This window comes from Candidatus Uabimicrobium helgolandensis (assembly GCF_041508025.1).
In the GTDB taxonomy this organism is placed as follows: Bacteria; Planctomycetota; Uabimicrobiia; order Uabimicrobiales; family Uabimicrobiaceae; genus Uabimicrobium; species Uabimicrobium helgolandensis.
On record NZ_CP165719.1, the window covers coordinates 8,296,374 to 8,311,411 of the forward strand.

The window sequence follows — 15,038 nt, forward strand, 5'->3', positions numbered from 1 at the left end:
ACGGACACCCTAATACCGTTCAAATTTATCCTTACGCGCTCTGTTTAAATTATTGACCAACAAAGGAAGATGCCGAATGAAATATATAAGTATTTTTTTGTCATTCCTGATGATAAACACTTTTGTTTTTGGAAACCAAACATCTGTATCAGGTACAAAAGGTTTAAGATTTCCTAATATTTCACCTGATACCAACTCAATTGCTTTTGTACACAAAAGTGATATTTGGACAGTCAATGCCAAAGGTGGGCAAGCAAAACGCCTTACAACACATCCACAGCATGATACACGTCCAATATGGTCTCCCGATGGAAAGTGGATCGCGTTTGCTTCTAAACGAGGCGGAGATTTCAACGTTTGGGTAATTCCATCTCAAGGTGGAGAGCCAAGACAAATTACTTGGGACAGTACTTGGGACTCTCCTTGTAGTTGGAGTAAAGATGGCAAAACATTATATTTTTGTTCTTACCGCGATGGAAAACCAAACATTTGGAAAATACCAATCATTGGTGGTTTTGCAGAGCAATTAACCTTTGATGGTGGACGATATGCCGCGCCTTTGCAAGATCAAAAAAATATGATATTTGCGAATGGGAGTGTCACTTTGTGGCAGCAAGGATATCGTGGTAGTAGTAATTGGGACCTCTTTCAAAAAAAGAATGGCACAAAGTCAGCAACTGCTATTACTAATTTTGAAGGCAATGATATTCGTCCCATTGTCGTTAAAAACGAAATTTTTTATTTACGCGAAGCAACACACAAAACAGGAAAAAAGAGTTTTCCCGTTTACAATATATGGAAAATGAAAATAGGGGAGTATAAATCCAATCCTGTAAGCAATGTTTCTATAGATATCCATTCTTTTGATATTGCAACGAGCAGCAAATTTTGCGTTTTTGAGATGAACTTTGTTTTGTGGAAATTAAATTTAGACGGAACAGGGCCACAACGAATTTCAATACAAATAGATGACAAACAGCACGAAACCAAGACAAAAAACATAAACATAACATCGGGAAGTGAAATGGGGCACTGGTCTCCGGATGGCAAGTACATCACTTTTGCTGTAGATGGCGATTTATATATTATGAATTCCTCTGGGGGTGCAGCACAACAAATTACAAATACTACCGAAAAAGAGGAATGGCCGCGATTTTCTCCAGATGGTAAAAAGATCGCTTATTGCGTAGCAAAAAATGATAATAGTGATATACACATCTATGATATTACTCGTAAAAAACACAAACAAATTACTCACCACGCTAGTAATGATTTCTACCACAGTTGGTCGCCAGATGGACGCTTTTTAGCATTTACTTCAGAAAGAAGTGGAAATCGCGACATTTGGAAGCTGCAACTAGAAGATGGTTCCGTACAGCAAGTTACTCATGGTAAAAAATCAGAAGACGATGCGGTATATTCTCCCGATGGGCGCTGGTTAGCATTTGATTCAGGAGAAAGTGGAACACAAGAAATATGGGTTATGCCAACAGATGGCACTTACAAAGAAGCAAAACAAGTTACTAAACACAAAAACTTAACTCAGGTGGCTTCTTGGTCAGCAGATAGTAAGTGGCTGGTGTACGAAACTCACGACAAGGATAACAACAGTTTCATCCGAATGATATCGCGTAACGGTGGAGAAAGTATGCTCGTCGAAGCCGACGCTTCTGTCCCTTGCTGGTCTCCTCTGGGAGATAAAATACTATTCGAATCTCGTCGTCATGGAAAAGTGAATATTTACCAAATAGAAGCTCCTCAATACGTAAGATTTGGTAAAAGAATTCCATTTCTCATCGAAAAAAAAATTAGCGAACTAAGTGAAAAGCAACAAGTATTCAATCAAGCTCTCGATTATATCAATCGAGGATTTTATGATCCAAAGCTACATGGGAAAGATTGGAAAAAACTTGGCGAATCTTACCGAGATGTGTCAGTCAATTCCGCTACAGAAGAAGAAATGTATTTTTATATGAATCGTATGCTTGGTGAACTAGAAGCTTCGCATCTTGGTATTTCAAGAAGTACAAAGTCATCGATAAAAACAGGACAACTTGGTTGGACACTACAAAAAATACCTGGGCAAAAAGGATTACGTGTAGTAAATGTTGTAAAAGATGGACCAGCCGACAAAGCCTGGGTTCGTAAAGGAGATTTTGTATTTCAAATTGAAGAAACAATCTTAAGTGATGCAACAAATTTATCCAAATTGCTAAACAATAAAATTGGAAAATCTATACGAATTTTTGCAAGTCCGCGGTACAATGTTGAAGATGGTCGTTATATTAAATTAAAACCTGTTTCAATAAACAAAATTTTATCATTGAAATATAACGAACATCTGCGAAAGCGTATGGCATTGGTGCGTAATCGCACCAATAACAAAATTCTGTATTTGCATTTGCGAGATATGAGTGCTGCTACTTTACAACAGTTTAGGCAGGTCATGCAGCGCTATAGTAATTCATCTAAAGGTATGATAATGGACTTAAGAGATAACGTTGGCGGGAATATTCACCAGCAACTTCTAACTATCTTACAACAAAAACCTTATATTACAGTGCAAACAAGAGAAGGAAAACCACAATCTCAACCTGACGTATACTGGGGGAAACCAGTGGTTGTCATTATTAATGAAAATTCTTTTAGCGACGCCGAAGTTTTTGCGCATGCTTTCAAACAACTAAAACTCGGTGATGTTGTTGGTATTCCAACTTCGGGAGGAGTAATTGGAACAAGAGATATTCGCTTGAGCAATGGAGCTACTTTTCGTATCCCTGTGGTAGGCTATTATACTACGGACGGTAAGAATATGGAAGGGCTAGGTGTGAAGCCCAATCATGTAGTAAAAGAAACTTCGCAAGATCGTTTACAAGGTAAAGATCCGCAATTAGATCTCGCTATTAACTTGATTCTCAAACAAATAAAAGGAAGTAAATAAAGTGACTGAAGGACGTTATGTTTTAAAAGTAGCCAAGGATAATCACGAAAAAACTTTTATCTTGAAAAGTAACTTTACAGTCGGCCGCGACGAAGAAATGGATCTTTTTATTGAAGATCACAGTGTATCTGGACAGCATGCAGCAATCTATGCAAATGAAGACCAAGTTATTTTAGAAGATTTTGGATCTACAAATGGTACTTTTGTAAACGGAAAAAAAGTCGAAAACAAACAAGAACTCCATAACAAGGATGTTATCGCTTTTGGAAATTTCAAGTGCCGTTTTCTAGATACACATGTTAAACAAATCAAAAAATACATTACAGTTTGCTCTTCAGTTGTGCATACAAAAGAGCATAATGTAAAAATCGCGATTACTGACAAGAAGTTATCTCTAGAAGAGATAGCAAAAGTACAAACGTCTTCAGAACCAACTGAAAAAAGCGATTTCAAAATTGTACCTATTTGCCCTAGTTGTGTATATAGCCCTGGTTATATCAATGCTAATGTATTAAAAAACGTTTTTTCTACCGAAGTCTTTATTACACCTCTTTCGCGAAAAGTCAACGAGATATCTCTTTTATTTCAGCGAGAAAATATAGTAGTACAGAAACTAACTATGCGTCTCAACCACAGTAGATATTACGCTAAAAAATTAATTATGTTTGCTTGGTTGATACCAGTATTATGTTTTTTTATCGATGGCATTGCGTTTAAGTCTGTAGGTATCTCTTTTATTACAAGCTGCATATTAAAAATTGTAAACCTCGTTGGAGGATTTACGGTTTTTGGAATACTGTGCGGAATTACTTTATCAGCGTTTGGTTTAGTGATGAATGCTCGTTCACAAGTAATAGATTTATACTACAAAGATTTAGAATTCGAACTTTAAAGACACATTTCGATTTAGGCAGTACTGGCGTTCTAACTAAGCATAAGTGACCTGACAAAAGTAGTTATCTCTTGGATGCAGAGCTTGAAATTTTTAGTTTTGGTAGGTCACTTAGCAAAGTTGCGATCTCTGAAAATATTCACAGTTTTTATAAACGATGTGCCTAACCCAATACTCGTCATTCGTTTTGTTAAATCATCGAAGTTATAAACAATTATAACATTTTTTGTATTTCTCCAAGTCGCAACTTGGGTTAATTTATATTGCAACCATCAATGCCATAGGCTAGAGTGCAAACCTCATAATTGCGTAGATGGGTTTACGTTGTACAGCACAAACTTAAAAATGATGTTTCTTTTACACAGTTATGGGATTGTATTCATTCACTTTATTAAAACATGTATTGATAAGGAATATGATGGATAAAATAAGCGAGGAACTCAGTACTTTTAACGAAGCTAAAATTTTCGAGCAAGACGGAGATTATAATGCCGGATCAGAGATATACCAGCATCTTGTAACTCTAGAAAAAATAAAAGACGATGCAGATTATTCTATCATCTTAGATTATTTAAACCGCGCAGGTTACTGCTATCAAAAAAGTAATGATATGAGAAGCGCGCAAAAATGTTTTGATGAAGCTCAAAAAATAAAACAAGAGAATCCTATCCTAGGAAAAGAAATTTCAGCAAACCTTGATTACAACCCTGGCTTATACGAATCGCTTAGTGATTTTGATAAAAGTTTTGTGAATAAAAATGAACTAGAACTCATTGATCTCGTTTCACCTTTACAAGCAAAAGCACAAAATTTTCATGAAAAGAAAAAGCCGAACTTAGCGGCTGCGCATTATGCAAAATTAGCAGAACTATTAAAGCGTATTCGTCCAATCAACGCAGAAAGTCTTGCAAAATATACAGAGCAGGCAGCTTTTAATTTTCAAAATGCAAAGTGTTATCGCCAAGCTTTATATTATTACAGTGAAGCGGTCCGCTTAAATATCCAACAAAAAAAATATAACAGCATTGCAATGAATTACAATAATATGAGTTATTTGTACATGCAGTACCAAAACTTTGGAGCCGCTCTTAAGTATTGCCAACAATCACTTAAGTTTAATAAAAAAGTCAATAACACATATCAAATTTCATTAAATTTAAGTAACTTAGGTCAAATATATCGTAAACAAAAATGTTATGAACAAGCATTAAACAGCTTCGAACAAGCTGTCGCCTTAAAAATCAATCTTGGTAAGAGAAAAGATATTGCCCATGAAATGTACCATATTGCAGCAGTATACCGCGATCAACAACAATACAAAGAAGCAATTGCAAAAATAAACAATGCTCTTAGTTTAGTGAGTGATATTGAAACTAGAAAAATAGCCATTTATAATGATTTTCTTGGAGATGTATATGCTAAACAAAAGTTACCTGAAACGGCCATTCAATATTTATCGAAAGCATTAGATACTTATGCTATTCATAATAAACCCAAGGCATGCGAAGTATTAGCTAAATTATGCACTATCTACCAAACGCAAAATAATCAAGAAAAACTAATCGATTCTTTACAGCAAAATTTACAATTAAACATAGAATTACAGAACGACAGTGAAATAGATCGCTTATATCGCGAAATAGCAATTGCTTTATACTCTCAGGGCAAAATAGAAGAAGCAGTAGAATACTTTACAAATATTGTCTCTTTACGAGAAAAAAAAGGGCGTGCTAAGTCTTTTTCCCTATATTACCAAGATTTGCATTTACTTGCGCATTGGCATCAAGAAATAGAAGAGTACAATGAAGTTTATAGTTATTTACAAAAAGCTTTAAATACCGCCCAAAAAATCGATAACGGTTATGTGGAAGAAACTCTCCATCGTATAGGTGATGTTTATTTCATTCAAAAAAACTACACTCATGCACTCAAAATGTACGAACAAGCACTACAAGAAACACAACAGTGGTATATGAAAGGTTTGCACTCTATAGCTATTGCAGACGTTCATGTTCGTTTAAAAAACACAGAATTAGCTTTCAAACATTATGATATAGCTCAACAAATACATATAAAAGAGCGCCAAACTCAAAGTATTTTATTTTTAGGAACTTTAAAAGACGAAGAACAACGATGTGTTGAGTTCAAAAGTTATTATTTGCAAACGTATATCGATGCTAAAATTGCAAATGTTTACAGCGAAGATAATAGCGATGCAATCCAATTTTATCTAAGAGCAATTAACCTACTAAAAGATATTTGCGCAATCGACGCTAAAGACATCTACGAAAATCAATGCCAAAATAGCAAGTTGAGCATTGATATTACAATCGACAAAAAACGCCACTTGATTGAGCAAATAAACCAACTAACAACAACATGTCAACTTTTAATAGAGAAAAAGGAAACTTCTACAATAATTGAAGCAGCCAAGCAATTGTTCGATACAAACGACAGTATTTATGGTATTGAATACTGTTCAGAGTTATTAGAACTTTGTTGCGATATACTTCCTCCAAGAGAATTAGGTAGTTATCTTTCACAAACAGGCTTACGATATTACCAATTACAAGAATATGAAAAATCTATTGTTTTTTATACAAAAGCTCTCGATATATTTAAAGATATTGATAATGAAAAAATCAATTACGGCTTAAGCAAAGTTAAATTAATACTCGATAAATCTTCTTTAGTATTCACATCCGAAGTTATAAATAGTTTGGAAAAATGCGTTGATATTACTAGAGATACAGATATAGATATAGATAATGAAATTTTTCATGCATTACTAATGGCCCTTTGTCTATTTTATAAAGACAGTGAAACCCCTGAAAAAGGAGCTTACTGTGTAGAAATAGCTAGCAAAGAACTCATCGATAAAAACAAAGACTTTGTCATAGAGTTACTACAAATTTTAAGTAATCGCTATGCTGTAATAGGAAACAAGAATAAAGTTTTGCAATACCAAGATACAATATCACTTTTGCAAGACCCAAAAGACAATATTTCTTTCTTAGAAGAATTGGACTGCGAAAAATTAGAACGGATGGCTCAAACATTCTTATCATTAAATGATTACGATAAAGCACTAGAAAATTTTTCGTTGTTATTGGATGAGTACGAAAAAAAGAAAAACCCTTCTTCCATTGCAAGAACTTATTCTTCATTAGGTTGCACTTACAACTTTATGGAAAATATCCAAAAAGCACTCGAAAACTTACACAAAGCTCTTACCATTGCTCGCGAAATAAATCATTATGAGTTAATTGGCGATGTGCTTCAAAAAATAAACGATGTATACATCAATAACAAAGATATTGATGGAGCACTTAATTATAATTTATCGATGCTAGATCTAGACCGCCGTTACAGTATCGTACCTCTCATCACCCTAGACTTGTACCATATAAGCAAAGTCTATTTTGTAAAACAAGAATTAGCGCAAGCGACTTTTCATGCAGAAGAAGCATTACAAATAGCACAATCTTCTAAAGAATGTTTGGCAATAGATATCATTGCTATTTTAAATCATTTAGAAAGCCTATATATACAAACAGATAACTCATCCAAACTAATAAGTACTTATACCAATCTCATATTGATATATGAAAAAAATAATGAACAACATCTTGTAACAACATATAAGGATCTACTCTTTAAAACTTGTCAAATTTATTACAATAAAGTTCAGAAAATGACTCCTGTTGAAAAAAGTTTAGAACAGCAACAAGATTTATTTAATGCTTTTATTTATTTGGCTCGTACAAAATCTAAAGAAGGACTTGTTGAAAGTAGTTCATATGAAAATTCGGTTTCTCATCTTCGCGAAGCTTGCCAAATTTACCAAGAATTAAAAAACTACGTTTCTTCGCGAAACAAACAAGCTATTTATGAAGAAATGATACAATGCCAAGAAGGCCTGAGTCAATCACTTCTAGCATTAGGTGATTACCACATGAATTTTAACTCTTACGAAGACTCCACCTTTTTTTATAAGGAAAATATCCAAATACGCATACAAATGCAAGATAATAGAAGTCTCATCGAGGGATTTTTGCGTTTAGCAAGCGCTCATGAAAAACAGAAAAAAATACAATTGGCCTTGGACGCACTACTAAAAGCACTTGAGTACTGTCAAGATAGCAGTGTTGAGCAAGAAGAAATGAGACTTTTGAATAACATATCTCAATTATACCTAAGTTTGGGCAACGAAGAACAAGCTTATATTTACAGCGAAAAAGTGGTAAATTTTTATAAAGAAGTAGCGCAAACTGCTCCACTACACGTCAACGAAGAGTTACTACTAGAGGCAAAACAAGTCACCGCAAGTATTAAAGAAAATACTCAGAAAAAAGACCGCGACTTTACACTGAGTATTGAGGGAAAATTACCAAAAAGAGATTAAGGTGTTAATTCATGGAAGAAGAAGCATTATCGCAAACAACGACATACAATAAAAAGCTTGCCAAGACTTTAAAAAATAAGGGTATTTTAAATGAAAATACTCTCAGTAATTTTTTAAACAAGTGCAATCAAACAGGTATTAATCTTGGTCAAGTTCTTGTACAACAAAAAGTAATTTCTGCCCACAATCTTGTTGAAGTAATCCGCGACATGAATACTGGTGGTGGTAAAAACTCTCAAGAAGTAGTACCAACCAAAAAATTCGGTAAATACAAAATAATAAAAGAACTTGGCCGCGGTGGAATGGGAGTTGTTTACTTAGTAGAACAACCAGACATAAAAAGAATTTTGGTTTTAAAAACACTTTTACCTGCTGTGGGAAGCGATCCTGTACAAGTTAAGCGTTTTTACAAAGAAGCGGAAACGGTTTCAACGTTACACCATCCAAATATAATTCCAATTTATGAATTTGGTAAAGAAAAAGAAATGCCCTATTTCACAATGCAATATATTGATGGAATTGATTTTCAACAACTACTTGACAAGGAAGAACAAGATAGAGACTTATATCTAAAAATATTAGAAAAAGCTTCAAGAGCTCTACATTATGCGCACCAAAAAGAAATTGTTCATCGCGATATAAAACCAGCTAATATTATGTTAGACAAGAATAACGAACCTTATCTTGCAGATTTTGGCTTAGCAAAACATCAAAATAAAAAATCTTCATTGACACAAACGGGAGCAGTTATTGGTACTCCTTTTTACTTATCTCCTGAACAAGTAAGAGGAAGTAGAAAAGCAATAGATCACCGCACTGATATATATAGCTTGGGAGTTATTCTCTATAAAATCCTCAGTGGACAATTTCCCTTTACTGCAGGTGAAATGCCTTCTTTGTATCGAAAAATACTCAAAGAACTGCCTACTCCACCAAAAAAGATAAATACATCTATTCCGAGTAATCTCAATTATATATGTTTAAAAGCAATTGCCAAAAATCCTGAAGATAGATATCAATCCGCTCAAGCACTAGCCGAAGCACTCAAAAACTTCCGTCAAAAAAAAGCCATAAAAAACGAAGAGCGCATAAAAATTTCTTTTAAGTACTGGTGGGCAAAATATCACAAGTTAGTCTCAAGAGCCCTGATACTTGTTCTCAGTACAATTATTGCAACCACGATGTGGATGTATAGTAGCAGTAGTTACTCTTCTACACTAAAAAAGCATCAACAGATATATTATGATGTCATTGATTTTGTTCGCGAAAATCAATACCAAAAAGCTATTCACAAGCTTAAGTCATCCAAAGAAAACACCCCTTTTATTCTCGCAGCAAAAGCACAAATCGAATATGAATGGTTTAATAACCCTCAAAAAGCACATAAATACTTTTCTTTAGCTATAAAGCAAGACAAAAATAACAACGAAATTCTATATGCTTTTAGTAATTTCTTCTTCCAAGTTAAAAAATACAGCAAAGCCCTGTCCATGGCAAACAGAGCTATTGAAAATAGCACTCCAAATTCAGAGTACTACCGTTTTCGAGCGCAAATACATCGTAAAATGCGTCATAATAAAGAGTTCAAACAAGACGTTGCAATTGCAACTCAAATAGAAAATTCCAGCATAAATAATAGCCTGGAAAAGCTTAAAAACCATAAGAAAAAAAAGAACTGGACAGGAGCATTGGTGGTTTTAAACGAAATAATAGGTAACTATCCTCATTGTGAAATAGCCTATTATGAACGTGCGCAAATTTATAATTTGAGAAAAGAAACAACAGCCGCGATCAACGATATAACCCATGCTATTTCATTAAATCCTTCTTCGGCAAACTATAGATTGCAAGCGGAATGGCTCTTAAAAATTGGCCAAAAAGAAGATGCCCTAAAAAGTTACCAGTATTTACTATCAAAAACTTCAGAATCATATATATACCAAAAAATACTACAATTGCAGATTGCCACGCAAAAATTCAATGAAGCAATAACTTTTTATTACGGTATACCAAAACAACTACAAAATATCGATAGTAAGTTACATCTTGCAATTGCATACTATCACAAACAGAAATACAAAAAAGCATCTGAGTTTTTACAACAAATTCCTTCGCAAAAAACATTAGTAAACTACTATTTAGGTATCTCTTTATATCAACTAGGAAAACATAAACAAGCAAGCTCTATACTAAAAAAGCTTCTTAAAATTGCTAGTGATAAACAAAATACATCTTTAACAGTAAGTCAACGAGTAGATATTTTTTATTTTTCAGCAAAGATACTACAACAAATAAAGAAATACAAACTATCAAAAAAATATCTATTAAAAGCGCTAGAAATAGACAGTAGTAATGTACAGATAAATTTCTCATTGGCTCAGTGTTACAAAGAGCTTTCAGAGTATAAGTCTTCACTAAAACACTACTCTATCTGTATTGACTTACAACCCTGGAAAACTAACTTTTATTTACAACGGGGTTTAGTATATCGACAAATGAAAAAGTGGGCTTTGGCAAACTATGACTTTTTAAAGTGCGTGGAATTAAAAAGCAACAACGTCGATCTAATTTCTTATATTTATGAATGTGGCTATAGAGAAAAAGACCCTTTCAAAAAATTCACAATACAAAATACCTTGAAAGGGCGACTATTAGATATCTATGATAGGGTCAATCTCGATCTACTCCAAGACATTAAGCACGAACTAGCGGCAAAATTACTTGATGTTACTCTACCTCAAGAGAAAAAATACGACCAAACAAAAATTTCCTTAGCACGGAGTTTCCTAAAAACTATAGTAAAAAATTCATCGGCTGACGTCATACAAATAGCGAGCAATGGATTACAAGGACTATACTATATCCATCAAGTTCAAGAGCTTGTAAAATTGAGATCCGAAGACAAAATGCTAGGAATGAAAACGCGTCTTTATCTTCAAGAACTTTATCAAAAACTACGCCAAAAGTATTTCAAAGATAGCGAAATCTATGTAAAACAAATATTGGCGAGATATTTTATCGCGTTAGACCAAAGAGCATTACTTGAATTATATCAAAAGCGCAACAAGATGATCGATGTTCTTAAATACCTTATCTACAACGAAAACAAAGAAATTGCGATTCGTTTTTACGCTGCAGAAGCACTAGCCTTACTAAAAACCCGTAATGCAATTAATCTTCTTCATGAAGGCAAAAATAGTGAGCAGTCGTCGGTTAGTCTCATATGTAAAATAGTTTTGGCAAAATTAAAGTTTATAGCTAACCCAAACATACTTTACAAAGAAATCAAAACACAATCTTATTTTCTTAAAATAAAATGCATTGATCATGTAGACTTGAATAAACAAATTATCAATAACTTACTAGAAGACTCAGATCCAAAAGTACAACTAAGTAGCGCTAAAAAAATGTGGCTGGCAGGAAATCAAAAGCCTTTACGATTATTATTGCGTTCTTTAAAATCCCAAAACCCGCTATTACAAAAATTCACTCTCGATACATTCTGGACAATGGAAAATCACACGCGCGCTTTTCGGAAACAGTTAGTTGATCGTTATTTACAAAGTCTATTTCATTTTGCCGATAACAGTGACCCTATTCTACGCAAAATTGCTATTGCTAAAATGAAAACAATATCTTCCCCCTTGATAATACCCAAAATTCGCAAGAAACTTCAAGACGAGGATAAAGATGTGCGCGCTCAAGCTATTTCAACTCTTGCAATACGTGGAGAGATTATTCCACTTCTAAAAATTACTCAAGATTCCACCAAAGATATCACAATGCGCTTAGCACCTTTTTCTTATTTCGAAACAGGACAAAGTACATCAAAAATACCTATTTTTAAAGTACTTACATTTGTTAGTAAAATACTAAAGGATCCCGACCCACGTATTCGCTTTATTGTTATTACTTATCTCATGCGCGCAAATGATGGCAAAGGAGCACGTTATTCTATTTCCCTTATTAATCTTAAAGATAATAATGATCGTTTTGCTGTCGCTTTAGGGATAGCTCAAAGTGGTCCACAAATGTTGCCTTATGCCGAAAAGTTTCTAGAGACAGATAAAGATCGCGATGTTCTTTTAGCATCAGCAGCATCAGGTATTTATATACTACTGACCTGCAACGACATGAATAAGCTACAAAAATTTCACGCAAAAGTTAAGAGCTACAGTCCCTTCGTTCAAACGGGAGGTGCTTTTGGCTATTCTTATTACTTATACGAACGCTATTACAGGATATCAAAACTAAGCTCTTCTATCTTTCATGAAGTTAATAACGAATATTATGACAATTATCTTCTCAATATCGAAACAGAAGTTCCCGCGTTAGTTCCAGAAGAAAAGCGTATTATGCTTATGTGTGCGCAAAGAGCACATGAGTTCAATTTGAAAAGTAACCGTTGCTTGCTAGAACGAGCAGTAATGGAGTATACTTGTGGAAAGCACGCACAAAGCAGTAAAACGCTTTCTTATATTACCGGAATGGAAAAAAATCCGTCTTACTTATATTGGAAAGCAAGAATCTACTTCAGTAATGGAGAATTACAAAAAGCACAACAACAAATTATAAATGCCCAAAAACAACGCCCATGGAATAAAAAATATGTTTTACTTCACGCAAATATTGAGAAAGCTTTAGGGAATTCGAAAACATACGTTGAATTAATGGACCGCGTTAAACTGTTAAATTAGAGGAAATTATGGACGAATTAACTACTCACATTTTCAAAATTACTTCATCTAAACCATATAACGACAATCATAAATACTATTGTATAGAATGTCCTGACTGGGTAAATATAGTTGCAATTGCAACAACAGGTGAGATTATTTTGGTAAAACAATATCGTTATGGTATTAACGATATGACTTTAGAACTACCAGCAGGTATGGTTGATAACGAAGATAACAATCCACTCGAAGCGGCAAGAAGAGAATTATTAGAGGAAACGGGATATGGTAAAGGTCAATGGATTTCATTAGGTTGGATGCACCCCAATCCAGCAATTCAAAATAATCGTTGCCATAGTTTTTTGGCAAAAAACGTGGAAAAAATCGCTGATATTAAAAACGATTTGCATGAGAATACGGAACCAGTACTTATTTCACCAACAACTATGGAGGACTGGATTTGCACAGGGAAAATAACTCATAGTTTAGCAATAAGTGCTTTTTATTTGTACCAAAATTTACGTAAGTAATTCTTAATTCAGACTTTTAATGACAAACCAAAAGTTTATCAATTAATGAGCTTGGCGTTGTTGTTTTAATTTTCGAAAGTCCCAAAAACACAAAACAGTTTCACCAATAAGAAAAGAAGTCCCACTTTCTATTTTGCGCTCACTTATTTTTTGCTCGTTTATCTTTGTACCGTTACTGCTCCCTAAGTCTTCTAGAATACATACACCATTGTCTAACGTAATTTTTGTATGTTGACGCGATATTCTATTATCTCCTGGTATATTAATATCAGCAGTACGACCGATAACAAAAGTTTTATTATCCTTGAGGGCACAAATCTCACCACGAATAGGTTTTACTGAGGAAATAACTTGAAGACCGTAAAAAACATTTTCTTCATCCATATTGAGAACATTATGCCATAATTTGATATCATAAATATCTTTTAGCCAATCAAGTACCCCGCTAGGAGTCGGCCTCTTTTGAGGATTTAAAGACAACATTAATTCTAAAAAACTAGCAATTTGAGGGGTTATATAGCTAGATCCTTGTTCAATATTTGACTTAGAGAGAGAGACTCCGTTTTTTATATGGTTCCTATATTCTTCAATATCCTGAAAAGGAAATTTTCCACTAATTAAACGATAAGTCATAATGCCAAGAGAAAAAACATCCGTTGGGAAAGAAAGAGTCTCTTCTCTAATATATTCAGGACTTAGATAAAAGAAATCACCTTTTTTTTCTGGTAGAACTGTATCCGCACTACCAAAACCAATAAACTTTATTTTTTTACTTCCAGCACACAAAATATTGTTAAGCGATAAATTTTTGCAAATATAATTTTTTTCGCGAGTATGTTTTAAAAATTCGGCTATTTTTTTTATGACGAGAAATGTTTCTCGATATCCAATACGCCCTTTTTTTGCGAGGTAATTGGCGAGAGTCTCTCCGGGAAAAAATTCTAATAGTACATGAGGTAAATCAGCGTAAGCAGCCTTAATCTCGCAGAGTAATTCATCATTGATATCACTAGTAGCCTTTGCTACTTGAAAAAAGTAATCAATTTTCACTTGATCTTTATTCTGGTAAGGATGAAGAATCTTTGCAACCCTATCTTCATTTATTTTGTAAATCAAATGGCGATCATTTTCGCTAAGTTTTCTTACTTCACCATATTTTGTTTCTAAATAGTTTTCTATACTTTCCTTTTCTATACCCTCTTCAAGAGTTACCTTGCCTGAAATTTCAACATAAGGATGAATAATGATTTTCCACTCTAAAAGAGTATAAAAATCAATCAATTCATTAGGATTAAAAGGTACAGTGTACAAATCACCTTCTTTTAACAAAATTTCTTTATCTTCGTACATTAAAACAGTTTCGCCTATAGATTTTATAAACAGAGCGTCTTGTTGAAAATTAAAAGAACAATGAGCAGAATCAATATTATCAATAATAATAGACGATTTACTACCACTACCGATTGTGATAAAAGAGGTGGGTGTCCGCGTAAAAAAATTATCAAACGTACTTACAAAAGTATCGCGATTTTTAATACTATCAGGTACATTGCGAACAATGTCTATTTTGCAGTGAAAAGCATTGTAATCCATA

6 protein-coding genes are annotated in these 15,038 nt (G+C 33.8%); 5 read left to right on the forward strand and 1 reads right to left on the reverse strand.

The window, feature by feature from the left end; genetic code table 11:
- The first annotated feature begins 76 nt into the window (after positions 1-76).
- From UABHE_RS30605 to UABHE_RS30625, 5 genes are all read left to right on the forward strand, one after another.
- Complete coding sequence (locus UABHE_RS30605) at positions 77-2,941, forward strand: S41 family peptidase (RefSeq protein WP_372367203.1); 2,865 nt, start codon at positions 77-79, stop codon at positions 2,939-2,941.
- Position 2,942: 1 nt separating this feature from the next.
- Positions 2,943-3,833: an FHA domain-containing protein gene (locus UABHE_RS30610; RefSeq protein ID WP_372367205.1), complete on the forward strand. Its 891-nt coding sequence runs from the start codon at positions 2,943-2,945 to the stop codon at positions 3,831-3,833.
- Between the two features lie 415 nt (positions 3,834-4,248).
- Positions 4,249-8,238, forward strand: coding sequence for a tetratricopeptide repeat protein (locus UABHE_RS30615; RefSeq protein WP_372367206.1), 3,990 nt, complete (start codon positions 4,249-4,251; stop codon positions 8,236-8,238).
- Between the two features lie 11 nt (positions 8,239-8,249).
- The gene (locus UABHE_RS30620) at positions 8,250-12,935 is read left to right on the forward strand and encodes a protein kinase (protein WP_372367207.1); all 4,686 of its coding nucleotides are present in this window, start codon (positions 8,250-8,252) and stop codon (positions 12,933-12,935) included.
- An 8-nt stretch (positions 12,936-12,943) separates the two neighbouring features.
- A complete protein-coding gene (locus UABHE_RS30625; protein WP_372367208.1) occupies positions 12,944-13,444 on the forward strand; it encodes an NUDIX hydrolase in 501 nt (166 codons plus the stop codon).
- A 42-nt stretch (positions 13,445-13,486) separates the two neighbouring features.
- On the opposite strand, the gene UABHE_RS30630 is transcribed toward UABHE_RS30625, so the two are convergent.
- Positions 13,487-15,037 carry an FHA domain-containing protein gene (locus UABHE_RS30630; protein ID WP_372367209.1) on the reverse strand — a complete coding sequence of 517 codons (1,551 nt, stop codon included), beginning with the start codon at positions 15,035-15,037 and terminating at the stop codon, positions 13,487-13,489.
- Position 15,038 lies beyond the last annotated feature (1 nt).

Bases quoted from the DNA above. Each gene is read 5' to 3' on its own strand.
- UABHE_RS30605 (WP_372367203.1), top strand. From the start codon at position 77: ATGAAATATATAAGTATTTTTTTGTCATTCCTGATGATAAACACTTTT.
- UABHE_RS30615 (WP_372367206.1), top strand. From the start codon at position 4,249: ATGATGGATAAAATAAGCGAGGAACTCAGTACTTTTAACGAAGCTAAA.
- UABHE_RS30620 (WP_372367207.1), top strand. From the start codon at position 8,250: ATGGAAGAAGAAGCATTATCGCAAACAACGACATACAATAAAAAGCTT.
- UABHE_RS30625 (WP_372367208.1), top strand. From the start codon at position 12,944: ATGGACGAATTAACTACTCACATTTTCAAAATTACTTCATCTAAACCA.
- UABHE_RS30630 (WP_372367209.1), bottom strand. From the start codon at position 15,037: ATGGATTACAATGCTTTTCACTGCAAAATAGACATTGTTCGCAATGTA.